At 47.2% G+C, this 24,841-nt stretch carries 20 protein-coding genes; 15 read left to right on the top strand and 5 right to left on the bottom strand.

Annotation, left to right across the window (positions count from 1 at the left end):
* The 15 genes from rfbA to gndA all read left to right on the top strand — a co-directional run bounded on the left by rfbA (position 1) and on the right by gndA (position 20,991).
* A complete protein-coding gene (rfbA, locus tag N6G83_RS49755; protein ID WP_211134781.1) occupies positions 1 to 867 on the top strand; it encodes a glucose-1-phosphate thymidylyltransferase RfbA in 867 nt (288 codons plus the stop codon).
* Between the two features lie 5 nt (positions 868 to 872).
* Positions 873 to 1,409 (top strand): dTDP-4-dehydrorhamnose 3,5-epimerase, encoded by a 537-nt coding sequence (gene rfbC / locus N6G83_RS49750; RefSeq protein ID WP_211134782.1) that lies wholly within the window; start codon positions 873 to 875, stop codon positions 1,407 to 1,409.
* Complete coding sequence (gene rfbD, locus N6G83_RS49745) at positions 1,406 to 2,266, top strand: dTDP-4-dehydrorhamnose reductase (protein ID WP_211134783.1); 861 nt, start codon at positions 1,406 to 1,408, stop codon at positions 2,264 to 2,266. The genes rfbC and rfbD overlap by 4 nt, the downstream gene beginning before the upstream one ends.
* A gap of 216 nt (positions 2,267 to 2,482) precedes the next feature.
* Complete coding sequence (gene galE / locus N6G83_RS49740) at positions 2,483 to 3,505, top strand: UDP-glucose 4-epimerase GalE (RefSeq protein WP_211134784.1); 1,023 nt, start codon at positions 2,483 to 2,485, stop codon at positions 3,503 to 3,505.
* A gap of 664 nt (positions 3,506 to 4,169) precedes the next feature.
* Positions 4,170 to 5,579: a mannose-1-phosphate guanylyltransferase/mannose-6-phosphate isomerase gene (locus N6G83_RS49735; RefSeq protein WP_211134785.1), complete on the top strand. Its 1,410-nt coding sequence runs from the start codon at positions 4,170 to 4,172 to the stop codon at positions 5,577 to 5,579.
* Positions 5,580 to 5,593: 14 nt separating this feature from the next.
* Positions 5,594 to 6,961, top strand: a complete 1,368-nt coding sequence (gene cpsG / locus N6G83_RS49730) for a phosphomannomutase CpsG (RefSeq protein WP_211134786.1) — start codon at positions 5,594 to 5,596, stop codon at positions 6,959 to 6,961.
* Positions 6,962 to 6,968: 7 nt separating this feature from the next.
* The gene (locus N6G83_RS49725) at positions 6,969 to 7,763 is read left to right on the top strand and encodes an ABC transporter permease (protein WP_039995732.1); all 795 of its coding nucleotides are present in this window, start codon (positions 6,969 to 6,971) and stop codon (positions 7,761 to 7,763) included.
* A complete protein-coding gene (locus N6G83_RS49720) occupies positions 7,763 to 9,040 on the top strand; it encodes an ABC transporter ATP-binding protein (protein ID WP_211134787.1) in 1,278 nt (425 codons plus the stop codon). Before N6G83_RS49725 ends, N6G83_RS49720 begins: the two co-directional genes overlap by 1 nt.
* On the top strand, positions 9,040 to 11,154 hold the full coding sequence (locus N6G83_RS49715; RefSeq protein WP_211134788.1) for a methyltransferase domain-containing protein: 2,115 nt from the start codon (positions 9,040 to 9,042) through the stop codon (positions 11,152 to 11,154). The genes N6G83_RS49720 and N6G83_RS49715 overlap by 1 nt, the downstream gene beginning before the upstream one ends.
* A 19-nt stretch (positions 11,155 to 11,173) precedes the next feature.
* Positions 11,174 to 15,187 (top strand): glycosyltransferase, encoded by a 4,014-nt coding sequence (locus N6G83_RS49710; protein WP_260524235.1) that lies wholly within the window; start codon positions 11,174 to 11,176, stop codon positions 15,185 to 15,187.
* A 50-nt stretch (positions 15,188 to 15,237) separates the two neighbouring features.
* Positions 15,238 to 16,272, top strand: coding sequence for a GDP-mannose 4,6-dehydratase (gene gmd / locus N6G83_RS49705; protein ID WP_211134790.1), 1,035 nt, complete (start codon positions 15,238 to 15,240; stop codon positions 16,270 to 16,272).
* Positions 16,272 to 17,165, top strand: coding sequence for a GDP-mannose 4,6-dehydratase (locus N6G83_RS49700; RefSeq protein ID WP_199063734.1), 894 nt, complete (start codon positions 16,272 to 16,274; stop codon positions 17,163 to 17,165). The genes gmd and N6G83_RS49700 overlap by 1 nt, the downstream gene beginning before the upstream one ends.
* Positions 17,166 to 17,167: 2 nt before the next feature.
* Positions 17,168 to 18,301, top strand: a complete 1,134-nt coding sequence (locus N6G83_RS49695) for a glycosyltransferase family 1 protein (protein WP_199063735.1) — start codon at positions 17,168 to 17,170, stop codon at positions 18,299 to 18,301.
* An 8-nt stretch (positions 18,302 to 18,309) separates the two neighbouring features.
* Positions 18,310 to 19,431, top strand: coding sequence for a glycosyltransferase family 4 protein (locus tag N6G83_RS49690; RefSeq protein WP_211134791.1), 1,122 nt, complete (start codon positions 18,310 to 18,312; stop codon positions 19,429 to 19,431).
* A 153-nt stretch (positions 19,432 to 19,584) separates the two neighbouring features.
* Positions 19,585 to 20,991 (top strand): NADP-dependent phosphogluconate dehydrogenase, encoded by a 1,407-nt coding sequence (gene gndA / locus N6G83_RS49685; RefSeq protein WP_211134792.1) that lies wholly within the window; start codon positions 19,585 to 19,587, stop codon positions 20,989 to 20,991.
* Positions 20,992 to 21,065: 74 nt separating this feature from the next.
* Here the strand turns inward: gndA and hisIE are convergent, their stop codons facing one another.
* Genes hisIE through hisB form a run of 5 tightly spaced genes read right to left on the bottom strand, consistent with a single transcriptional unit; the run spans position 21,066 to position 24,835 of the window.
* On the bottom strand, positions 21,066 to 21,683 hold the full coding sequence (hisIE, locus tag N6G83_RS49680; protein WP_021805010.1) for a bifunctional phosphoribosyl-AMP cyclohydrolase/phosphoribosyl-ATP diphosphatase HisIE: 618 nt from the start codon (positions 21,681 to 21,683) through the stop codon (positions 21,066 to 21,068).
* Entirely contained in the window at positions 21,677 to 22,453 is a 777-nt protein-coding gene (hisF, locus tag N6G83_RS49675; RefSeq protein WP_021179972.1) for an imidazole glycerol phosphate synthase subunit HisF, read from the bottom strand. The genes hisIE and hisF overlap by 7 nt, the downstream gene beginning before the upstream one ends.
* The gene (hisA, locus tag N6G83_RS49670) at positions 22,435 to 23,172 is read right to left on the bottom strand and encodes a 1-(5-phosphoribosyl)-5-[(5-phosphoribosylamino)methylideneamino]imidazole-4-carboxamide isomerase (protein ID WP_021179971.1); all 738 of its coding nucleotides are present in this window, start codon (positions 23,170 to 23,172) and stop codon (positions 22,435 to 22,437) included. The genes hisF and hisA overlap by 19 nt, the downstream gene beginning before the upstream one ends.
* Before the next feature lie 5 nt (positions 23,173 to 23,177).
* Entirely contained in the window at positions 23,178 to 23,768 is a 591-nt protein-coding gene (hisH, locus tag N6G83_RS49665) for an imidazole glycerol phosphate synthase subunit HisH (RefSeq protein ID WP_021179970.1), read from the bottom strand.
* Positions 23,768 to 24,835 carry a bifunctional histidinol-phosphatase/imidazoleglycerol-phosphate dehydratase HisB gene (hisB, locus tag N6G83_RS49660; protein ID WP_021179969.1) on the bottom strand — a complete coding sequence of 356 codons (1,068 nt, stop codon included), beginning with the start codon at positions 24,833 to 24,835 and terminating at the stop codon, positions 23,768 to 23,770. The genes hisH and hisB overlap by 1 nt, the downstream gene beginning before the upstream one ends.
* Positions 24,836 to 24,841 lie beyond the last annotated feature (6 nt).

Here is a 24,841-nt window from a genome sequence, read left to right as displayed (position 1 = left end):
ATGAAAGGAATTGTACTGGCGGGTGGTTCAGGTACTCGTTTGTATCCGATTACGCGTGGTGTTTCTAAACAACTGTTGCCAATTTATGATAAACCGATGGTTTACTACCCGATCTCGGTACTCATGTTGGCCGGAATTCGTGACATTCTGATTATATCCACACCCGACGATATGCCCTCATTCCAGCGCTTGCTGGGTGACGGAAGTCGTTTTGGTATCAACCTGAGTTATGCTATCCAGCCAAGCCCAGATGGTTTGGCTCAAGCCTTCTTGATTGGTGAAGAATTCATCAATGGTGATCGTTGTGCATTGGTTCTGGGGGATAATATTTATTTCGGCCAAAGTTTTGGTAAAAAACTTGAAAATGTAGTTGAAAAAGAATCCGGAGCCACGGTATTTGGCTATCAGGTAATGGACCCTGAACGTTTTGGCGTGGTCGAATTTGATGACAATTTCCGCGCATTATCTCTTGAAGAAAAGCCTGCCTTACCTAGGTCTAATTGGGCTGTTACCGGCTTGTATTTCTACGATAATGAAGTTGTTGAAATGGCCAAGCAGGTAAAACCATCCCACCGCGGTGAGTTAGAGATCACTACGCTTAATCAAATGTACTTGGACGCTGGTAAGCTGAATGTTGAGTTGCTAGGACGAGGTTTTGCTTGGTTGGATACTGGCACTCACGACAGCCTGATTGAAGCATCTCAATTTATTCATACCATTGAAAAACGTCAGGGTTTTAAAGTTGCTTGTCTGGAAGAGATCGCTTTCCGCAAGGGCTGGCTCTCTCGTGAACAAGTTGCTGAAGAAGCCAGATTACTTGGCAAAACACTTTATGGCCAGTATTTGTCGCATTTGATCGGGGAGTAACAAAAATGCAGGTAATAGACACTAAAATCGATGGTGTGAAAATTATTCAGCCGAAAGTTTTCGGTGATGCGCGTGGGTTTTTTCTCGAAACGTTTGAAAAAAAACGTTATCAAGAAATGTTAGATATCGATCTCGACTTTGTTCAGGACAACCATTCCCGTTCTGCACGCGGTGTATTGCGTGGCCTTCATTTCCAAAAGATTAATCCTCAGGGGAAGCTGGTACGGGTTGTACGTGGTGAGGTTTTCGATGTCACGGTGGATATTCGTCCTGACTCTCCAACTTATGGTGTTTGGGAAGGCGTTATTCTCTCAGAAGAAAACAAAGCACAGTTCTGGATCCCGCCGGGATTGGCTCATGGTTTCGTTGTGCTCTCTGATGTTGCCGATTTCGAATATAAATGCACCGATTATTACAATCCAGCACAAGAATGTTGTCTACTATGGAATGATCCGCAGGTTGGTATTGAATGGCCTATCGATAATCCATTGTTGTCAGAAAAAGATAAAGTCGGCAAGTTATTCAAGGATCTGGGACTATGAGAATCTTACTAACTGGTGCGAAAGGACAACTGGGTGGTTGTTTCCAGGATCGCTTACCCGCCGGGTGGGATGTGTGGGCAACTGATGCAGATGTGCTTGATATCACTGATCTTAACAAGGTAAAGAGTGCTGTCGCTGATTATCGACCTGATGTTGTTGTGAATGCTGCCGCATTCACTGCAGTTGATAAAGCAGAAACTGACCACGAAATCGCTGCATTAATTAATGAAGTGGGCCCGAAGAATTTGGCTTTGGCGGCCAACGAAGTGGGGGCTCGACTAGTGCATGTTTCTACGGATTACGTTTTTGATGGTGAGGCGACTACCCCCTATATTGAAACCGCATCAACTAACCCGCTAGGGGTGTATGGCAAAACTAAACTGGACGGCGAGATTGCGGTTAGCCACCATCAACCTGATGCGTTGATTATTCGTACGGCCTGGGTTTTTAGTGAGTATGGAAATAATTTCGTTAAAACCATGCTAAGGCTTGCGCAGGATCGTGACACTTTAGGCGTGGTATCTGACCAGTTTGGTTGCCCTACCTATGCGGGTGATATTGCTCAGGCAATTATCGTGCTCCTGCAGAAGAAATCAGCAGGTGGGGTCTATCATTTCTGTGGCGATCAGACGGTAGCTTGGAATGAGTTTGCTGAAGCTATTTTTTCCTCCGCAATCAAGCACGGCGTTTTAGCCAAGGCACCGGTAGTTAATGGGATTACAACGTCACAGTATCCTACGCCAGCAAGAAGGCCAAAGTACTCTGTGCTTAACTGCGAAAAAATACAAAGCCAAGGAGTCATCTTGTCCCCTTGGAAGGGTCGCATTGACGAGATTATTACCATTCAACCTAAGTAACTGTTAAATTCATCTAAGGGTTTCCACGCAACCATGATGGGCGCAGTGGGCATGGTGAATGACTTTGAAACGGAAGACTTCGAGAAGGCTGCAGAGATGTGGCCTTTTTTTTGAACAAAATATTTATCATGACTCAATACTCTTCGAGACCGGAAGGTTAGAATAGAAGCTCAAAATATTCATTTTCAGCGCATCAGGCGCTTGCAAGGAGTTCAGATGGCAATTCTAGTCACCGGCGGAGCCGGCTACATCGGTTCTCACACCGTTCTGGCTCTGTTGGAACGTGGAGAGGAGGTTGTCGTCCTAGACAACCTATCGAACTCATCCGAAGAGTCACTGCACCGTGTGGAGCAGTTAACAGGTAAAGCAGCCATCTTCTATCAAGGCGACATTCAAGATCCGGAGTGTCTGAACCGCATCTTCGATGGTCACCGTATCTCTGCGGTGATCCACTTTGCTGGTCTCAAGGCGGTAGGGGAGTCAACCCGCAAACCGTTAGAGTATTATCAGAACAACGTCTCTGGCACCCTGGTGCTCTTGGATGAGATGCGTCGTGCCGGAGTTCATCAGTTTATCTTCAGTTCCTCAGCCACTGTTTATGGCGCTAACTCTCCAGTACCTTATGTTGAAACCACACCTATTGGTGGTACGACTAGCCCGTATGGCACATCAAAACTGATGGTTGAGCAGATCCTGCAGGACTTTGCTAAGGCAGAGCCACAGTTCTCGATTATCGCTTTACGTTACTTCAACCCAGTTGGTGCTCATGAGTCTGGCTTGATCGGCGAAGATCCCAATGGCATCCCTAACAACCTGTTGCCTTACATCTCGCAGGTTGCTATCGGCAAGCTGGAGAAGCTGGGTGTTTTCGGTAGCGATTATCCAACGGAAGACGGTACAGGCGTGCGTGACTACATTCATGTCATGGATCTGGCTGAAGGCCACCTGATGGCCATGGATCACCTGAAGAAGGTCGAAGGATTCAAAGCTTATAACCTGGGAGCTGGTGTTGGGTTCTCCGTGCTGGAAATGGTGCATGCTTTCGAGAAAGCTTCAGGCGTCGCTATTCCTTATCAGATCTTGCCGCGCCGCGATGGTGATTTACCAGCATTCTGGGCCGACGCCAACCTGGCGCGCCAAGAGTTGGGCTGGGAAGTTAGCCGTGGTATCGACGAGATGATGCGTGATACCTGGAACTGGCAGAAGAACAATCCGCAGGGTTATGCTAGTAAAAACTAAGAAAATTCTTTAACATAGCGCATTCTTAAAAGCCCATTTATGGGCTTTTTTTTCGCCCTTGCAATGATAAGGTGACTATCTATTTGCAGGCTTTGTTACAGAATTTAGGGATTTCTTCGATCTTAATTAATTGATATAAAAAAATTTGCTAATAGAGCAGGCGGGTAGCTCAATAAACCAACAACCGTCTTCAGATTAAACTGAAAGAGCGGACAATGTACAGGTGTTTTGTCCGCTTAGGTGGTAGCATACGCAACAAAAATCTCGTCCAATGGGCATAAGTACGCGTTTAAGTAATGATCGTGTGCCTTGTTGTATGCTTAACTTAGCGTAAGGATTGGACAAAACGTAAAATTTATACTTTATTTTCAGTCTATTGGTAGCTGTTGAGCCAAGGGCGGTAGCGTGTTTTTTTGATTTGGCAGTGAGTAAAATGGCTTTTTGGTTGTTTTTTGACCTCACCTCTACGGTCAACCATTATACTTCATGATGTAACAAAGTATGAGGGTTTGGGTGAAAATCGGAATAATGGCATACTGATTGCCAAGAGGATTAAGACTGAGTGATGACCTAAGAAAGCGAGTTAAAGACTGCGATTGGCGTATTTTTGTTAAGTGATTGTATTACTTGAAGCTTTTCAGCTTAACGTAATAAAGGATAAATAATGTTACTACCCGTAATTATGGCAGGCGGCACAGGCAGTCGTTTATGGCCAATGTCCCGTGAACTCCATCCCAAGCAATTTCTGCGTTTGCATAGCATCCATTCAATGCTGCAAGAGACGTTAAAGCGGCTTGATGGTGTCGGCGTCAGTGAGCCTGTTGTAATCTGTAACGAAGATCACCGCTTTATGGTTGCTGAACAACTTCGGCAGATCGACATGTTATCCCACAACATCATTCTGGAACCGGTAGGGCGTAACACGGCTCCGGCGATAGCCTTAGCCGCATTGAATGCCATTGCCCAGGGCAACGACCCTATCATGCTGGTGTTGGCGGCCGACCACATTATCAACGATGTGGAAGCATTCCATCGTGCCATTGACCTGGCACTGCCACATGCGGCTGCAAAGAGTCTGGTCACTTTTGGTATCGTCCCCACCGGGCCGGAAACGGGTTACGGGTATATTCAACGTGGGGAATGTAAGAATGGTTCGGTGGCTGCGCCAGTTCAACGGTTTGTAGAGAAGCCTGACAGCGAGACGGCACAAAGCTATATCGAAACCGGTGAATACTACTGGAATAGCGGCATGTTCATGTTTCGTGCCAAGCGCTATCTGGAAGAGCTGGAAAAATTCCGCCCAGATATCCTTGCGGCTTGCCGTGATGCGCTTGATAACACCGAATGCGATAAAAACTTTATCAATGTTGATCGCGATGCGTTTTCTGCCTGCCCGGATGACTCGGTTGACTATGCGGTAATGGAGAAGACTCACGATGCGGTGGTCATTCCTCTAGATGCTGGTTGGAGTGACGTCGGATCTTGGTCGGCGTTGTGGGAAGTAAGCAAGAAAGACTCGGCGGGTAATGCGCTAACCGGGGATACTTTCCTCTATGACTCCCGTGACTGCTACATCAACACTGACGAGAAGCTGGTCGCTGCTATCGGTGTAGAAAACCTGGTGATTGTTAACACCAAAGATGCCGTGTTGGTAGTAGATAGATCCAAGGTTCAAGATGTTAAAAAGATTGTTGAACATCTGAAGAAGAACAAGCGTAGTGAATATCGCCGGCATCGTGAAGTGTATCGTCCATGGGGGCGTTGTGACATCCTGGTTGCCGAGAAACGCTTTAACGTTAATCGTATTACCGTGAATCCAGGTGAAGCATTCTCTTTGCAAATGCATCACCATCGCGCTGAGCATTGGGTCGTGCTTTCCGGCACCGCGAGAGTGACTACTGGCGACAAGACGTTCTTGATTACCGAGAACCAGTCAACATTCATCCCAGTTGCGGTTATCCATCGTTTAGAAAACCCAGGAAACATTCCGCTAGAATTGATTGAGATTCAGTCTGGCTCTTATCTTGGGGACGACGACGTTATCCGCATAAAAGATCACTACGGGCGTTGCTAATTTTTGAGGTTTTAATGAACAGTTTAACATGCTTTAAGGCTTATGATATTCGCGGTCAACTTGGTGAAGAGTTAAACGAAGATATTGCTTACCGCATCGGGCGAGCCTATGGCGAATATTTAAAGCCAAAGCGCATTATCGTGGGTGGCGATGTGCGTTTGACTAGTGAAGCATTAAAATTGGCTTTGGCTAATGGCCTGCGTGATGCCGGAGCTGATGTTTTTGACATTGGGCTAAGTGGGACAGAGGAAGTTTACTTTGCCACATTCCATCTCAATATGGATGGTGGAATCGAGGTTACAGCAAGCCACAATCCTATGAACTATAACGGTATGAAGCTGGTGCGTGAGAATGCACAGCCTATCAGTGGCGACACAGGCCTGTTTGCGATTAAGGAATTGGCCGAAGTGAATAACTTCGCTCCGGTTGATGAAAGCAAACGTGGTAGCTATCAGCAGATCTCCATTCTGAATGATTATGTAGATCATCTGTTAGGGTACATTGATACCAAGACGCTAAGCCCAATGAAGTTGGTGATCAACTCAGGGAATGGTGCTGCCGGCCATGTGATCGATGAGATTGAACGGCGTTTCAAGCAAGATAATGTGCCCGTTTCCTTTGTTAAGGTCCATAACCAGCCGGACGGCCAATTCCCAAATGGTATTCCCAACCCCTTGTTGCCAGAGTGTCGTGCTGATACCGCAAAAGCGGTATTGGAGCACCAGGCTGATATGGGGATCGCGTTTGATGGCGACTTTGACCGCTGTTTCCTTTTCGACAATAAAGCCAACTTTATCGAAGGTTATTATATAGTTGGCCTACTGGCAGAAGCCTTTCTGCAAAAAGAAAAAGGGGCAAAAATCATACATGACCCCCGTCTTTCCTGGAACACCATTGATATCGTAAAAAATGCCGGTGGTGTAGCGGTGATGTCGAAAACTGGACATGCATTTATTAAAGAGCGGATGCGCAAAGAAGATGCGGTTTATGGTGGCGAAATGAGTGCGCACCATTATTTCCGTAGTTTTGCCTATTGCGACAGTGGCATGATCCCATGGTTACTGGTTGTCGAGTTGATTGCCAAAAGTGGCTTGTCACTTGAACAACTGGTGAGTGAGCGTATGAATGCCTATCCTTGTAGCGGAGAAATTAACTATAAGGTTAATGACGCCAGTGAGATTATCAAGTCAATAGAGCAAAAGTACACACCGATGGCGGAGCAAATCGACAGAACTGACGGGCTAAGCATGGAATTTGCTGATTGGCGGTTTAATATTCGCACATCAAATACCGAACCTTTACTGCGATTGAATGTTGAAACAAAAGGTTACGCTGAAAAGGTCCAGATCAAAGTCTCTGACTTGGAAACCTTCATCAAGTAAAGGTGAGATAGTGAAATTTCTAAAATTAATATGGGAATATCGTGGTTTCATCCTTGGTAATGTGAAAAGGGAATTTCAATCCAAGTATAGGAACTCTTTACTTGGGGTGACTTGGAGCGTGTTAAATCCACTATCTATGATAGTGGTTTACACTGTGATTTTTTCTCAGGTTATGAGAGCGAAGCTACCTGGCGTAGATTCCCAATATGCTTATAGTATCTATATTTGTGCAGGGATCCTGACTTGGGGATTATTTGCAGATATCATTGTAAGATCGCAAAACGTATTTTTAGATAATGCTAATCTGATTAAAAAATTGAATTTCCCCAAAATATGCCTGCCGATTACTGTGATAGGCAGTGCACTAGTCAATTTTTCAATTATTTTCTCATTGTTTACGGTTTTTTTGATTATCAGTAATGATTTTCCTGGATTACCTTATTTTGCGCTTATTCCTGTCTTGACCATCATGATGATCCTGGCTGTAGGGCTTGGGATCATTGTTGGTGTCTTGAATGTATTTTTCCGTGATGTTGGTCAATTCTTTGGCATCGTTCTACAGTTTTGGTTCTGGCTGACCCCTATTATTTATCCAGCCACAATTCTTCCTGAGCGTCTCCACCCATTGATGAAATACAATCCTATGGCTAGCGTTGTTGAGGCATGCCAGAAGATCCTGGTTAATGGCATTTTTCCAAATTGGACAGGGTTACTCTACCCTCTTATTTTGGGCGTTATACTCTGTATCATTGGCTTGAGCTTGTTCAGGAAACATATTGGCGAAATGGTGGATGAATTATAATGGGAAGCATTATTGTCAATCAGCTATGCAAAGTATATAAAAGTTATCCTAATAAATGGAGCCGCCTGATTGAATGGTGGGGGCTTAGTAATAAAAAAAGGCATAATGTCAAGTCTGTACTTAACGATATCAATTTTACTATTGAAGCGGGTGAGTCTGTTGGCATCATTGGTGTTAACGGCGCGGGCAAGAGTACATTATTAAAATTAATTACAGGTACCACGCAACCGACAACCGGTGAAATCAAAGTAAATGGTCGCATTGCAGCATTGCTCGAGTTAGGTATTGGTTTTCATCCTGACTTTACCGGACGTCAGAATGTGCATATGGCAGGCCAGTTGTTAGGGTATTCCACAGAAGAAATCGAAACGTTGTTCCCTGAAATTGAGGCTTTTGCTGAGATTGGTGAATACATTGAGCAACCCTTGAGAATGTATTCTTCCGGTATGCAAGCTCGCCTTGCGTTCGCAGTAGCAACAGCAACAAAACCTGATATTCTAATTGTCGATGAGGCTTTGTCAGTTGGTGATGTTTACTTTCAAGCCAAGTGTTATTCAAGGATTGCTGAGTATAAGAAACAGGGGATGACACTACTGTTAGTATCCCATGCGGTAATGGATATATCCAAGCAGTGCGATCGAGCTATATTTTTAAAGTCTGGAAAAATATATGCCGATGGACCTTCTAGAGAAGTTGTCAATATGTATATGGATGACTTGTTTGGTAAGAAGAAAGTTGAGACTGAAAAAAACAAAGCTATAACGCTCAACCAGAATTCGGAAGATCTCTACCATACTCGGCCAGGGTATCTTAAAGAGGAACACCGCTGGGGGCAGGGTGGCGCTAAAATTATCGATTATATGACGGTTTGCGGTGGTGTTGAGTATCCGTCTGTCATCAATACCAACGATAAGTTGGATGTCTATGTTAAAGTATTTTTTGAGCATGATTTTGAACATATCACTCCAGGTATCTTAATCAAGAGTCTTGAAGGGGTGTTTATCTATGGAAGTAATTCATACCTTTCAAGTAAAGGTAAAATATTACCTGATGGAAAGTCTGGGCATGTTGTAATCTATAAGTTTAGCCTGAATCTTTGCCTAAATGAGGGGGCTTATTTGCTTTCTCTTGGGCTTTCTGCTGGAGATCCCACACAGACGACAGATCCGGTGGACAGAAGATATGATTCTGTCCTGTTGAAAGTTACCAATAACGTCCATATGTGGGGCTTAGTCGATATGCAGGCTGATTTTGTACAGGTTGAGGAGTTTTTCTAATGACACATCAAGAACAATCAATTGCAGCGTTGGTAAAACAATTACCTGAAGTTTATCAACCGATTTTTAAGCATCCGGAATTTACAGCGCAGGCATCACGTAGTTGCCTTGATCGATTAGAAACCATCGCCTCTGCATACGACTACATTTCTAGAGAGAAAGGGCGCCCTCTAAAAGTTCTGGATTTAGGTTGTGCACAAGGTTTCTTTAGCCTCAGCTTGGCTGAGCGTGGTGCGATTGTCACTGCTGTGGACTACAGTCAGCCAAATGTCGATGTATGCAAAAAATTGGCAGCAGAAAATAGCAGTTTTAACGTAGAGTTTTTGTTGGGCAGCATAGAAACTATTATTCAAGAAAGAGTGAAAGAGCAGGAGTACGATTTAGTTCTCGGGTTAAGCGTGTTCCATCATCTGGTCTATGAACATGGTGCAGAGTATGTTTTTGATTTATTCAAAATGCTCTCCAAGAAAGTCGAAACCGGCATCTTTGAATTTGCATTAAATACAGAACCCTTGTATTGGGCCGCATCTCAACCAGAAGACCCGCGTCAACTGATTGAGTCTTATGCATTCAGCCATCATCTTTCGATGTATGGCACTCATTTATCCGCGGTCGAACGGCCATTGTTCTTTGCCAGCAATAAATATTGGAACATTGATGAGCATTACGGCGTTATTGACCATTTCACACGCCGTTCTCATCAACTCGATAATTTCTATCATGGTAACAACAGACGTTATTATTTTTCAGATGATAAAATCATTAAGATCTTTTTGAAAAATAGCACGAACTCTAATTACTCAGAGTTAATGAATGAATCTGTCTTTTTGAAAAAGGAGATCCCTGGATTCCGTTCTTCTGAGTTGTTTTGCTATGGCAGCAATGATAGCGAGTCATGGCTTGTAAGAACTGTGGTTCCAGGGCGTCTATTGCTTGATATTGTCTTGGCTGGCGATGAGTACGATGATGAAAAAATTATCGAAGGCATCCTTGGCCAAATAACTATTCTTGAGGCTCAGGGCTTATACCATAACGATCTTAGACCTTGGAATATTTTGATCGGTGATGACTCGCAGGTCTATATTATTGATTATGGTTCGATCACTAGTTCCGTCAGCGATGGTGACGATCTTTATGGCCAGATGCTGTCATTCTTTATTCTTATAAAAGAGATTGCGCAGCATACGATTAGGGAACAAGGAAGTCAGCGGCCACGTTTTATCTCGCCTCATGATTTTCCCGAGAAATATCAGAAATGGATGACAAAGGTATGGATGATGCCAAGCCAGCAATGGAGCTTTAAGAGTATTTATGCTACTTATCTTGATCAAGATGATATTATCGGAGATATTCCGGTTTCCGCCATTCTTGAGAGCCATCTGTCGACCGCAACAAACCACATGGACTGGCAGGTTAAGCAGTTACAGAACGTTATGGTCAGTAGAATAGATACGTTAGCCAGTGATGTGCGTGCAGAAAACCAGACTCTGGTTGCAGAATTTAAAAAGAAAGAAGATGAGCATCTTAACTTAATCAAGCAACTTTCAGCGAAAGTTGATGCCGCTATCGAGAAAATTGCGGGCGAGCAGCATGCTCGGAGTTTGTCTGACAGTGATACAAACAGCAAAATTCATGCGGAAACTTGTGCGAACTTGACTGTAGAGATAGACGCACAGAAGAGAGTTGCAGACGGCTTACGTAATGAACTTGATTTGGTTTATGCTTGTAACTCTTGGAAGTTAACTTATCCTTTGCGTCTGGCGTCAAAGTCTATCAAATTGGTCTTCCAACCTCGGAGATTGCTTTCAGGCATCAAATCGGTAGCTAAAAAAAAAAGTAAAGGTTTAGTCTCTGCGGCTAGTACCTTTGTGTCAAGCCGCCCGCAGTTGAGGCAGCGGGTGGTGCGCTTGTTGAATCGTTATCCTGGGCTAAAATATAAATTAAAAAGAAATTTGCCACGAGATTATGATGATGCACCTTCTGTATCGGTTTTTACTAACGTAACTTTATCTGAAAACCATTATGGGAAAACAGAGCAAGAATCGGTTTGCGCTGTTAAAAAAACCGGCATGCATGAGAAGCAAAAATCAGTGCTTGAGTCATGGTTCTATTAATGGATGGTATGTGTAGATAATGAAAAGAATACTAGCTCTTAATTTCTTTCCGGCCTTTGTTCCGGTATCCAATGGTGGTGAGTCTAAACTTTATAATTTCTATAAGATTTTGAGTAAATATCATCATATAACATTGCTTACCTCTACTCATCCTGATGTTAATGAGGAAACGATATATCACACAGCAACATTTGTGGAGCGTCGGATCCCGAAAGATAACCACTTTAACCGATGCTGGGGGGCGTTGTCGGGCCATCTTGCCGATGGACATGGAGATCTCTCTGCTCCCACCATAGCGGCTAGTGCGCTATACCCAACCGCCATGTTAGCGGCATACCTAAGTGAGTATGATTCCGCAGATATTATTATTCATGACTTCCCATTTACTGTTGATTACGATATTTTCATGGGTACGGACAGTAAACCAAGAATCTACAACTCACACAACTGTGAAACAGAACTGTATCAAACCCTTCATCCAGCAGAAAAATCACGACCTATCGTTGAGTTGGTGGCGAAAGCTGAAGAAAAACTGTTGAATAATTCAGATTTGATTCTGTACTGTGGCGAAAGTGATTATGAATCATTTAAAAAAATCGCGCCGCATAAAGAGTCTGTGATGTTCTACTCGCCTAATGGCATGATTGAACAACACCGTGTTGTCCCTTTGCGTAGCAAAAAGAGTAACCACTCGGTTGTTTTTGTCGGCAGTGCTCATTTACCCAATGTGAAAGCGGCATCCTACATTGCCAAAGAAATCGCCCCGAAATGCCCTAATATTCTGTTTGATATTATAGGGGGGTGCTTGCCTGAAGGAAAATATGCCAAGAATGTTATTAGGCATGGGCGAGTTTCAGATGCGGAGAAAATTCGGCTATTTGAAAATGCAAGTATAGCCCTTAATCCGATGGAGTCTGGCAGCGGTTCTAACATCAAAGCTTTGGATTATTTCTCTTATGCTTTACCTATTCTGTCTACTTCGTTCGGTATGCGAGGGTTTAATATTGAACCAGGTACACATTTTATTGAAGGTGCGCTTGCTGATTTTCCTGCGCTGTTAAACCATCATCTTGCTGATGAAAACTTTGAAAATACCGTCGAGATAGGTTTTGCTGGTAAGCATCTGGCCAGTAAAAACTATACTTGGGATGCCATAGTTGCGAATCTTCTCCCTGAATTGGAGCGTTTAGTCAAAGAGCCTAATACTTATACCTTAGTTCTCAATGATTACAATTCTTTCTCCGGTGTGGGGGGCGGCGCTACGCGAACTAGAGGACTGTATCAGGCAGTTAATGATATTTCTTCTGTCGTTTTCGTTTGTTTTTCAGATGATGAAAAATTATCTTCAAGAAAATATAATGATAAAACACATGTAATCAGTATTCCTAAATCAATAGATCACCGCAAAGAAGTTGATGAGTTAAATTCACAGTTCCATATTTCTTGTGATGATATCATCGCAAGCAACCATTGCGCAAAAAACAATCTATTGGTTGCTGTCTATAATATCCTTAAAAAATCCGCACGTTTCATCGTGGTAGAGCACCCTTATATGACACCATTGCCGATTGCTTATCACGATCGGTTTATATACTCATCGCAAAATGATGAAACAAAGCTAAAATCTTCATTATTAGAATGGCACCCTAAAAAAGACTATCTGATTGATATGGCTACTGCGGTTGAAAAGAATGCGGTCGAAAAATCTGCAGCTACGATCGCGGTCTCCGATGATGATGCCTATAGTCTGTTAGTAGGTAAAAAAACCGCCGGGCCTATGGTCGTTGTTCGTAACGGCTCACAGTTGCCTGTTGCTATTAGTGAAAGCTTAAACCAGCAAGTAGCGAAAAAGGTACAAAAAAAATCAGCGGTATTCCTTGGTTCGGCACATATGCCAAACGTAGATGCTATTAACTATCTATTAAAGGAAGTTGTGCCTAAATGCCCCGACGTTCAATTTAATATTGTTGGTTCTGTTTGTGACTCGATCGGTGTTAAACCTGCGAAAAACGTCATTTTGTGGGGCATGGTCGATGAGGAAACTAAATGTGCCATTCTTCAGAATAGTTTGTTTGCAGTAAATCCGGTGATTTCAGGTAGCGGCTCTAACATCAAGTTGGCGGATTTTTTTGCGAATGGTTTGTTTGTTGTCAGCACTAAGTTTGGTTTGCGTGGTTACCCTGAGAATATCCAAAAGCATATCGCTTTGGCCGAGCCTGAGGCGTTCTCAAGTGTGATAAATGCCTTGTCAACGTCTGATAATATTTTCTCCGACGAAATGAGACAAGAGCGAAAAAATATCTTCCTTGCCAACCTTTCTATGGTGGGTATTGCCAAAAAATTTGTCGATTTATTAGTAAACCTGGAAAAGCCGAAACGCAAGGTACTCTTTGTTACCTACCGTTATACTTACCCAGAGCTTGGGGGCGCAGAGTCGAATTTAAAACGCTTCTTGAAAGCCCTTGGAGATACCCAAGACTTTGAGATCGATGTCGTGACGACAGAAGTTAGCAGAATAAACAATCATGCTCGCTTTATGGAACGCTATGATTTTGATGCTGAAATGGGGGCGCCAATCGAAATGTCCAACCTGCGCTTTGCCCGCTTCCCGGTAGATCATGTGCCTACACCTGCCCAGCACGAGGCAATGAATTTAGCGTGGCGAGTCCAGCCGGCATTTGAAAAGGCCATTGTTCAGCAAGCTGGAAAGTCTCTTCAGGATGGGCTTGCGTGGGGATGGGCAGATTTAGAGGGAGAGGCTCCGAACTATTCTCGGTGGAGTTATTCATCCTGTGCGGTAAATGTCGCAAAAGCCAGCAAGCTAAAGTTAACGGGATACTCTCCAGAAAAATCACTGGTCACCCTGCAGTCTTCAAGTGGAGCCGTATACCTCAGTCAAGAAATTGAAAATAATTTTGCCATTGAACTGACTGTTGAAGGTGGATTGCTTGAAATTTTCACGTCAAACAAGTTCATCGGGCGACAGGATCCTCGGCCATTAGGTTTTATTCTTAACGAGTTGCACATTGATGATGTTCCACTGGATCTTGCTCAAACACCGTTGGCGGATGCCAAACGTATTCCGGCAGAGAACGTGTTTAATGTCCTATCTAGTGCAGCCGAGCAGACTCGCTTCCCGCTAAATGTGGCTCTGACGGATATAAGAGGACCACACTCTTCTTCAATGGAGAGCTACATTGCCTCAAATATCGATAAATATGACCTATTAGTCACACATAACATTGTGTTCAAACCGGCCACTTTTGCCCTTGAAGTAGCAAAACAAAACAATGTGCCTTCTCTGTTGATACCACATGCTCATCTGGATGATGATTACTATCATTTCCCAGACCTACTTAATGCTGCTCGTAATGCGACAAAAGTGCTTACGGTACCTAAAGCAGCCAGTGCTTTCTATGCCGAGAAGGGCTGTCGTTCTGAGTATCTGCCTGGTGGTGCGGATACTGAAGAAGAGTTTCTGGAAAGCGATCGTGCCGAGTTTAACCGGGTTTACGCTAGTGATGAGGATTTTGTTCTTGTCTTGGGGCGCAAGTCTGGTGCCAAAGGGTATCGAGCGGTGATCCAGGCAGTTGAGTCTATTAATCAGTCTGGCAAGAAACTCCGTTTGGTGATGATTGGGCCGGATGATGATGGTGTCGCCATCAACTCACCTTATGTTTCTTACTTAGAGAGACAGCCTCGTTCCGTAGTACGAGGAGCTCTGATGTCATGTCTTGCTCTGGTAAATATGAGTTCTAGTGAAAGCTTTGGTATAGTGTTGCTCGAAGCGTGGCTGGCAAAAAAACCAGTTATTGCCAATAAATCCTGTGTGGCTTTTCATGATATGGCTGTCGATCAGGAAAACGCTCTGATGGTTGGGGCTGAGGAATTGCCAGTGGCTTTGACACAGCTTCTGAATGAACCTGTTTTGCGTGAACGACTGGGCCTCAATGGCTTTGAAACAGCACAGAAATTTAGCTGGAAAATGGTCGAAGACGAATTTGTTAGTGTTTGTCGTAATGTGGTCCAATGAGACTTTACTTAGCATTGTCATTAATTATTGATTAGAGTTGACGAATTATTATGAATATAGCGATTGTTACTGGTATTACGGGTCAAGATGGCGCTTATCTGGCAGAGTTGCTGCTGGATAAAGGGTATAAAGTATATGGAACATACCGCCGTACCAGCTCTGTCAATTTCTGGCGTATTGAGGAATTGGGCATTGCGCAACACTCCAATCTGCATTTGGTTGAATATGATCTGACCGATCTGTCTGCCAGTATTCGTCTGTTGCAACAAACAGGTGCAACAGAAGTTTATAACTTGGCAGCGCAAAGTTTTGTTGGTGTTTCATTTGAACAACCTATTACCACAGCGGAAATCACTGGCATTGGCCCGGTTAATCTGTTGGAAGCGATCCGCATCGTTAATCCTAAAATCCGTTTCTATCAGGCATCAACCTCTGAAATGTTCGGTTTAGTACAAGCTGTTCCTCAGAAAGAAGATACGCCATTCTACCCGCGTAGCCCGTATGGCGTTGCTAAACTGTATGCCCACTGGATGACTATCAACTATCGTGAAAGCTACGGTATCTTCGCTTCCAGCGGTATTCTGTTTAACCATGAGTCGCCGCTGCGTGGTCGCGAGTTTGTTACCCGTAAAATTACTGACTCCGTTGCCAAAATCAAACTGGGCAAACTGGACGTGTTGGAACTGGGTAACATGGATGCCAAACGCGACTGGGGTTTTGCCAAAGAATATGTCGAAGGCATGTGGCGTATGTTGCAGGCTGAGCAGCCGGATACCTTCGTGCTGGCAACCAACCGCACAGAAACCGTTCGTGACTTCGTTGCCATGGCATTCAAAGCCGCCGGTTATACTCTGCGCTTTGAAGGTAAAGATGAGCAAGAGGTAGGGATTGACGTTGCTAGCGGCAAAACGCTGGTTCGCGTTAACCCGAAATTCTTCCGTCCGGCAGAAGTGGAACTGTTGATCGGTAATCCAGCTCGCGCCAAGGAAATTTTGGGTTGGGAGCCTAAGACCACTCTGGAGCAGCTGTGCCAGATGATGGTGGAGCAGGATCTTGTACGTAATCAGAAAGGGTCCTCCTTCTGATGTTCGGCGCCGGCAAACGTGCCTTGGTTACGGGCATCAATGGATTTACCGGCCGTTATGTGGCAGCGGAATTATCCGCTGCCGGATATCGGGTTTATGGGCTGGGTTCATTACCTTCGGCTCAGGCGGACTATTTTCAGGTAGACTTGCAAGACGAAGCGGCATTAGCGGAAGCTATCGGCCAGGTTAAGCCAGATGTCGTTGTTCATCTTGCGGCCATTGCGTTTGTGGGCCATGGTGACGCGAATGCTTTCTATAGCGTAAACCTGCAGGGCACCCGGAACTTACTCCAGGCACTCTCCGACAGTGGGCATCCATTGGATGCCGTGTTAATTGCCAGCAGTGCCAATGTTTATGGTAACAGCACTGAGGGTAAACTCGGTGAAGAGACCCCTGCCAACCCAGCGAATGATTATGCGGTGAGTAAGCTGGCCATGGAGTTTATGGCCAGATTGTGGGTGGATAAACTGCCGATATTCATTACGCGGCCCTTTAATTATACCGGTGTTGGCCAGGCAGATAATTTCTTGTTGCCGAAAATCGTCAAGCACTACAAGAGTAAGGCTGCCGTTATCGAGCTCGGTAATATCGACGTTTGGCGTGACTTTACCGATGTTCGCGCCTTGAGCAAGGCCTATGTGGCACTGTTACGGGTCAAGCCTATCGGCGAAACGATCAATGTCTGCTCTGGGCGAACTTATTCTTTACGTGATGCGGTTGATTTGTGTGAGAAAATCACATCGCACCACTTGGATATCCGCGTAAATCCGGCTTTCGTCCGTCCTAACGAAGTCAAGATACTGTGTGGCGATGCGACAAGACTGCGCAGTCTTGTCGGTGATTGGGATACTCCTCCGTTGGAGGAAACGTTGCGCTGGATGCTGGAAAACTGACGATGAAAGTCATATTTGGTACTGACCCGATTAAATATCCGTTAACTGGGATTGGCCGATATGCTTATGAGTTAGCTAACTGTTTAACTAAAAGCTCGGAGATATCCGAGCTTCTATTTCTTCAGGGGCGTAGGCTAAGTAAGCAAATACCGCAAGCCAGGGAAAGTAGTTCTTCAAGCCAGGGTTTGCGTCATATGGTGCAAAAAAGCAGAGTTGCCTCTGAGCTATACCGTTTGACGGCTCCCTGGTTAAAAACGTTAGCGTTAAAGAAACACCCAGATGCCATCTACCACGGCCCAAATTTCTATTTACCTCCCAAAGTTGGGCCTAGCGTAGCCACCTTTCACGATCTCTCTGTTTTTACATGGCCACAATGTCATCCTCAAGAGCGCGTCCGTTTTATGCAGAAAGAACTACTGCTGACGATGAAACGTGCCGATATCTTGATCACTGACTCAGATTTTACACGGCAAGAGGTGATGGATTATTTTAACTTGCCTGCTAATAAAGTATATGCGGCAAGGCTGGCTAGCAGTGGGGAATTTTACCCGCGCGATCCCGAGTCTATTACTGCCGTAGTATCCCAGTATGGGCTGCAGGCAGGGCGATATTGTTTATTTACCGGGTCGATTGAGCCGCGCAAGAATATTGAAACCTTGCTGTCCGCCTACGAACGGTTGCCACTTAGCTTAAGAAAGGCTTATCCATTAGCTATCAGCGGCTTTAAAGGCTGGCGTAGTGAGGCTTTGCACGTGCGTTTTGAACAGGCTGAACGCGAAGGGTGGTTGTGTTATCTGGGCTACACCAAGTCATCAGATTTACCTTACCTATTCGCTGGCGCCAGGAGCTTCCTATTCCCATCGTTATATGAAGGGTTTGGGTTGCCGGTGCTGGAGGCCATGGCATCGGGCGTGCCGGTGGTGTGTTCAAACAGTTCTTCGTTACCCGAAGTGGTTGGAGAGTGCGCGTTGACCTGCGCCGCTTTGGATGTCGAAACCTTGACGCAGTTAATTCATCAGAGCATTGAAGATGAGACTTGGCGTGAATCTGCCATCACTGGTGGTTTAAGTCGGGCAAAAACCTTCTCTTGGCAGCGTTGTGCCGCAGAGACTATTCACGCATATCAGCAGGTTTAATAGCTTTCATGTTAAAAGTTCTGCATTTTTATAAAACATATTATCCTGATTCTTTTGGCGGCATTGAACAGGTTATCTACCAGTTAAGCGAAGCTGGCATATGTCATGATATCGAATCGACAACGCTGTCGCTAAGCACGCGTGGTGATATTGATAATGAACGCGTCGGCTCGCACTCAGCCTATTACTCAGCAACAAATTTTGAAGTAGCGTCAACGCCATTTTCTATCAGTGCAGTAAAAAAGTTTAAACAGTTGGCTGCACAGGCGGATATTATTCATTATCATTTTCCATACCCATTTATGGATATGGTGCATTTTATCGCGGGTGTCAAAAAACCGACGATTGTGAGCTATCACTCGGACATAGTGAAGCAAAAGTTGGCGTTAAAATTTTATACGCCGTTGATGAACAAATTTTTAGATTCGGTTGATTGTATTGTTGCGGCCTCGCCAAACTATGTGGAAACGAGCGTGACCTTGCAGAAATACCTGCCAAAAGTCAAAGTGATCCCTTATGGTTTGGATAAGAACTCTTATCCTATGGCGGATGAACAGCACCTCGACCATTGGCGACAAAAGGTGGGCGATCGCTTCTTCCTGTTTGTTGGCGCTTTTCGCTACTACAAGGGTCTCCATATTCTGCTTGAAGCGGTAAAAGGCACCGACTTCCCGTTGGTGATCGTTGGAGCTGGTCCGATCGAGCAAGAGTTGAAACAGCAGGCCGCAGATTTAGGTTTAAACAATATTCACTTCCTTGGCGCGTTGCCGGATGAAGATAAAGCTGCCTTATTACAACTGTGCTACAGCGTGGTTTTCCCGTCCCATTTGCGCTCAGAGGCGTTTGGTATCACTTTGCTCGAAGGGGCGATGTTTGGTAAGCCGCTCATTTCCAGTGAGATCGGCACAGGTACAACCTACATCAATCTGGATAAGGAAACCGGCATCGTCGTACCTCCGTCAGATGCTGATGTATTACGCCAAGCGATGGTGCAACTGTGGAACGATCCGCAGTTGGCAGCCCGTTACGGAGAGAATGCTGCAAAGCGTTTCCAGGACCTGTTCACTTCTGCACGTATGGCGGAAAGCTACATTGAGCTATACCAGCAGCTGATCGAGAAGCGCTTGTAAAAACCGCATTGTCTATCCGTGATATGCAATTATGTGACCTATCGCACCAATCACTACCCAGCGAACACAATCCTGAGTTAACATGTTGGCCACATCAAAAACCTGTTGGCCAAGAGCCGTGATACAGGTGTCATCCTCAGACAGGAGTTCCTAATGTCCAAACAGCAAATCGGCGTTGTCGGCATGGCGGTGATGGGCCGCAATCTGGCTTTGAACATCGAAAGCCGTGGCTATACCGTTTCTATCTTTAACCGTTCAGGCGACAAGACTGACGAAGTTATTGCAGAGAACCCAGGCAAAAACCTGGTGCCGCACTACACCGTCGAAGAGTTTGTTGCATCGCTGGAAACACCGCGCCGCATTTTGCTGATGGTAAAAGCGGGCGAAGCTACGGACAAGACCATTGCCTCGCTGACTCCGCACCTGGATAAAGGCGATATCCTGATCGACGGTGGTAACACCTACTATCAGGACACTATCCGTCGTAACCGCGAGCTGTCTGCTCAGGGCTTCAACTTTATTGGCACCGGCGTTTCCGGTGGCGAAGAAGGAGCGCTGAAAGGGCCTTCAATCATGCCTGGTGGCCAGAAAGAAGCTTACGAGCTGGTGGCACCCATCCTGAAGAAAATCGCCGCTGTGGCTGAAGGTGAGCCATGCGTGGCCTATATCGGTGCCGACGGTGCTGGCCACTACGTGAAGATGGTGCACAACGGTATCGAATATGGCGACATGCAGCTGATCGCAGAAGCCTACTCCTTAATGAAGCAGGCGCTGAATCTGAACAACGAGCAGTTGGCTGAAACCTTCGCCGAGTGGAACAAGGGCGAGCTGAACAGCTACCTGATCGACATCACCAAAGACATCTTCACCAAGAAAGACGAAGAGGGTAAATACCTGGTTGATGTGATCCTCGATGAAGCGGCCAACAAAGGCACCGGCAAATGGACCAGCCAGAGCTCTCTGGATCTGGGTGAGCCACTGTCATTGATCACCGAGTCTGTGTTCGCACGTTACCTGTCTTCTCTGAAAGACCAGCGTGTAGCGGCTTCTAAAGTCCTGACCGGCCCGAAAGTTGCAGCCTTCAGCGGCGAGAAAGCCGAGTTTGTCGAGAAAGTTCGTCGCGCTCTGTACCTGGGTAAAATCGTTTCCTATGCACAGGGCTTCTCTCAGTTGAAAGCGGCTTCCAAGGAAAATAACTGGGATCTGAACTACGGCGAAATTGCCAAGATCTTCCGTGCCGGTTGCATCATCCGCGCTCAGTTCCTGCAGAAGATCACCGATGCCTACGCTGAGAATGCCGACATCGCCAACCTGCTGCTGGCACCTTACTTCAAGCAAATCGCCGATGAGTATCAGCAGGCGCTGCGTGACGTGGTTTCCTATGCGGTGCAGAACGGTATCCCAACGCCAACCTTCTCTGCGGCGATCGCATACTACGACAGCTACCGCTCTGCGGTGCTGCCTGCCAACCTGATCCAGGCGCAGCGTGACTACTTCGGTGCTCATACTTATAAGCGTACCGATAAAGAAGGCGTATTCCATACCGAATGGATGGAATAATCCCGCTCGTTGAACGATAAAAAAAGCCGCCGAGGTTAACGCCCGGCGGCTTTTTTATTGCCTGCAAAACAGGATTATTTCTTCTCGTGCCGTTCGCGCAGGCGGCCAATCACCTTGCTTAAATCCAGCTCCTGATCCTGCAACAGCACCAGCAGGTGGTAAATCAGGTCGGAAGCTTCGTTGGTCAGTTCTTCGCGATCGTTCACCGTGGCGGCCAGGGCAGTTTCTACGCCTTCCTCACCAACTTTCTGTGCAATGCGCTTGGTACCGCTGGCATACAGCTTGGCAGTGTACGAGCTATCCGGGCTGGCGGTTTTACGCGAAGCCAGCAATTGCTCAAGCTGGTACAGGAAGCCCCAGTCGCTGCTTGCCGGATGGAAGCAACTGTCGTTACCCAAATGGCAGGTTGGGCCAATCGGGTTGGCCAGGATCAGCAGGGTATCGTTATCGCAGTCTGGCGTAATGCTGACCACGTTAAGGAAGTTGCCTGAGCTTTCGCCTTTGGTCCACAGGCGTTGCTTGGTCCGTGAGAAGAACGTCACCTTGCCGGTTTGCTCGGTCACGTCCAGGGCGGCCTGATCCATATAGCCCAGCATTAATACTTCGCCGGAAACGGCATGTTGTACGATTGCCGGCATCAGGTTGTCGGTTTTTGCCCAATCCAGCTTAGCTTTCTGTTGTTCTGTTAACACACGCGTATCTCCACGCCTTTCTCCGCCAGGAACCGTTTCAGTTCGCCGATATTGATGATTTGCTTATGGAATACCGAAGCCGCCAGCGCGCCGTCAACATCGGCATCGCGGAAGGCTTCCAGGAAGTGTTCCATGGTACCGGCACCGCCGGAGGCGATCAGCGGCACCTTGCACACCTCACGTACCCGCTTCAACTGTTCCAGATCGTAACCGTTGCGTACGCCGTCCTGGTTCATCATGTTGAGCACAATCTCCCCAGCGCCACGCTTTTGCACTTCCTGTACCCAATCGAGGGTTTGCCACTCGGTGACTCGGGTGCGGCTTTCATCCCCGGTATATTGGTTGACATGGTATTTGCCGGTTGCGGCTTCATACCAGGTGTCGATCCCGACCACGATGCACTGTACGCCAAAGCGATCGGCCAGGCGGCTGATCAGCGTTGGGTCGGCCAGCGCAGGGGAGTTGATGGAGATCTTGTCCGCCCCAAAGGAGAGGATCTGGCTGGCGTCTTCGGCACTCTTGATGCCCCCGGCCACGCAGAACGGAATATCGATCACTTCCGCAACCCGTGAAACCCAGCTTTTGTCTACCACCCGTCCATCGCTGGAGGCGGTGATATCGTAAAAGACCAGTTCGTCGGCACCTTCCTGCGCGTAGCGCTGGGCCAGTGGCACGATGTCGCCAATGATTTCGTGGTTGCGGAACTGCACGCCCTTGACCACTTGCCCGTCCTTGACGTCCAGACAAGGGATTATCCGTTTTGCCAGCATGCGATAGCCTCCTCAACGCTGAATTTACCATCCAACAGGGCGCGTCCGACGATCACCCCTTCCACACCACTGCCACGCAGCTGGGCGATATCGTCCAGATTGCCGATGCCGCCAGAAGCCTGGAAGGCGATCTGCGGATAACGTTGGCACACTTCCTGATACAGCCCCACGTTGGAGCCTTTTAGTGTACCGTCGCGTGAGATATCGGTGCACAGCACATGTTTCAGGCCAAACGGCAGATATTGCTCAACCACCTGTTCCAGCGTGGCTTCCGAGTCTTCTTGCCAGCCGCTGATAGCCACGTTCTTACGGCCTGCGGCGTCGATGCGGACGTCCAGCGCCAGCACCATGGCATCGGCACCGTAGCGTTCAAACCAACCCTGTACCATTTCTGGCTGCTTGACTGCGGTGGAGCCGATGACCACGCGCGTGGCTCCGGCTTCCAGCAGTGCCGCAACGTCTTGTTCGTTACGGATACCGCCGCCAACCTGTACCGGCACGCTTACCCCGGCCAGCAGTTTACGCAACAGTGGGATCTGGCGAGCCGCCGGATCTTTGGCCCCGGTCAAATCAACCAGGTGTAAAACTTGCGCCCCTTGCTGCTGATAGTCTTGCAGACGCAGCAGCGGATCGTTGCCGTAGTCGCGCTGTTGGCCGTAATCGCCCTGATGAAGGCGCACTACGTTACCGTCGATCAAATCCAAAGCGGGAATAATCATGCTGCCTACATCTCCAGAAAGTTCTTCAACAGTTGCGCCCCGGCGTTGCCAGATCGCTCTGGATGAAACTGCACGCCAAAGAAGTTGTCTTTTTGTACGGCGGCGGTGAAGGGCTCGCCGTAGTTCGCCTGAGCGATGGTGCTTGAGCATATCGGCATCGCATAACTGTGAACGAAGTAAAAGTAAGCACCATCCTCGATGCCGCGGAACAGATGATCGCCGGCCTGCGCCGTAACCTGGTTCCAGCCCATATGGGGCAAAGGCAGGCCAAAATCGGTCATCTGTGTTACCGGAGTATCGATAATCCCTAGCGTCTTGATACCCCCATTTTCTTCACTGCTGGCTGCCAGCAACTGCATGCCCAGGCAGATCCCCAGCACCGGCTGGGTACAGGCTTTGATCAGATCGATCAGGTCGCGCTGTTCCAACTGGTCCATTGCTGCCTGTGCAGTACCCACACCAGGCAGGAACAGTTTGTCGGCGCGCAGCACGATCTCCGGATCGCGGCTCACCTGTGGCTGATAGCCCAGGCGCTGCACCGCATAGTTGACCGAGGCGAGGTTGGCGCAGCCGGTATCCAGGATCACCACGTTCATCACAGCACTCCTTTCGAGCTGGGCAGCGTATTGCCCTCAACGCGGATCGCCTGGCGCAGCGTGCGGCCAAACACCTTGAACAGGCTTTCGACACGGTGATGGTCGTTTTTGCCTTTGGTGCGCAGGTGCAGGGTGCAGCCCATGGTGTAAGACAGCGAGCGGAAGAAGTGCTCGATCATCTCGGTGCTGAGATCGCCTACGCGCTGATAGTTGAACTCGGCTTTATATTCCAGGTGTGGGCGGCCAGAGATATCCAGTGCGCAACGGGCCAGGCATTCATCCATCGGCAACACGAAGCCGAAACGTGCGATGCCGCGTTTGTCGCCCAAGGCTTTACTCAGTGCTTCACCCAGCGCTAATCCGGTGTCTTCTACCGTGTGGTGATCGTCGATGTACAGATCGCCGTTCACCTGAATATCCATCCGGAAGCCGCCGTGGGTGGCAATCTGATCCAGCATGTGGTCGAAGAAGCCGACGCCGGTCTTGATCTTGCTGCCGCCTTCGCGATCCAGCCAGACCTTGACGTCAATCTGCGTCTCTTTGGTCACGCGGTTGACGTGCGCATAGCGATCGCGTTTGGTCAGCTGTTGGGTGATGGCCTGCCAGCCCAGCGCCTGACGCTGGTACAGCAGCCCTTGAATACCCATATTGGCCGCCAGTTGGATATCGGTTTGGCGATCGCCAATCACATAGCTGTTGGCCACGTCGATCACGCCCGGCTCCAGATAGCCTTTGACCATGGCAACCTTCGGTTTACGGCATTCGCAATGGTCTTCCGGCTTGTGCGGGCAGATCAGGATATCGTCGAATTTGACGCCCTGGGAGCTGAGGATCTGCATCATCAAGTTGTGCGGTGGATCGAAGGTTTCCTGCGGGAAGCTGGCGGTGCCGAGGCCGTCCTGATTGGTGATCATCACCAGGGTGAAACCGGCTTGCTGCAAGGCCAGCAGGGCAGGGATCACCTCTGGCTCCAGCGCCAGCTTATCCAGGCGGTCGACCTGGAAATCTTCCGGGGGTTCAGCAATCAGCGTGCCGTCACGGTCAATAAAGAGATATTTTTGGCTCACGTTGGC

Source organism: Serratia sp. PL7 (assembly GCF_945957435.1).
The sequence above is the reverse complement of the archived record's forward strand: the minus strand, read 5'-3'. Positions and strand labels throughout refer to the sequence as shown.

Coding starts and splice junctions, on each gene's coding strand:
- rfbA (WP_211134781.1), top strand. CDS start 1: ATGAAAGGAATTGTACTGGCGGGTGGTTCAGGTACTCGTTTGTATCCG.
- rfbC (WP_211134782.1), top strand. CDS start 873: ATGCAGGTAATAGACACTAAAATCGATGGTGTGAAAATTATTCAGCCG.
- rfbD (WP_211134783.1), top strand. CDS start 1,406: ATGAGAATCTTACTAACTGGTGCGAAAGGACAACTGGGTGGTTGTTTC.
- galE (WP_211134784.1), top strand. CDS start 2,483: ATGGCAATTCTAGTCACCGGCGGAGCCGGCTACATCGGTTCTCACACC.
- N6G83_RS49735 (WP_211134785.1), top strand. CDS start 4,170: ATGTTACTACCCGTAATTATGGCAGGCGGCACAGGCAGTCGTTTATGG.
- cpsG (WP_211134786.1), top strand. CDS start 5,594: ATGAACAGTTTAACATGCTTTAAGGCTTATGATATTCGCGGTCAACTT.
- N6G83_RS49720 (WP_211134787.1), top strand. CDS start 7,763: ATGGGAAGCATTATTGTCAATCAGCTATGCAAAGTATATAAAAGTTAT.
- N6G83_RS49715 (WP_211134788.1), top strand. CDS start 9,040: ATGACACATCAAGAACAATCAATTGCAGCGTTGGTAAAACAATTACCT.
- N6G83_RS49710 (WP_260524235.1), top strand. CDS start 11,174: ATGAAAAGAATACTAGCTCTTAATTTCTTTCCGGCCTTTGTTCCGGTA.
- gmd (WP_211134790.1), top strand. CDS start 15,238: ATGAATATAGCGATTGTTACTGGTATTACGGGTCAAGATGGCGCTTAT.
- N6G83_RS49700 (WP_199063734.1), top strand. CDS start 16,272: ATGTTCGGCGCCGGCAAACGTGCCTTGGTTACGGGCATCAATGGATTT.
- N6G83_RS49695 (WP_199063735.1), top strand. CDS start 17,168: ATGAAAGTCATATTTGGTACTGACCCGATTAAATATCCGTTAACTGGG.
- N6G83_RS49690 (WP_211134791.1), top strand. CDS start 18,310: ATGTTAAAAGTTCTGCATTTTTATAAAACATATTATCCTGATTCTTTT.
- gndA (WP_211134792.1), top strand. CDS start 19,585: ATGTCCAAACAGCAAATCGGCGTTGTCGGCATGGCGGTGATGGGCCGC.
- hisF (WP_021179972.1), bottom strand. CDS start 22,453: ATGCTGGCAAAACGGATAATCCCTTGTCTGGACGTCAAGGACGGGCAA.
- hisA (WP_021179971.1), bottom strand. CDS start 23,172: ATGATTATTCCCGCTTTGGATTTGATCGACGGTAACGTAGTGCGCCTT.
- hisH (WP_021179970.1), bottom strand. CDS start 23,768: ATGAACGTGGTGATCCTGGATACCGGCTGCGCCAACCTCGCCTCGGTC.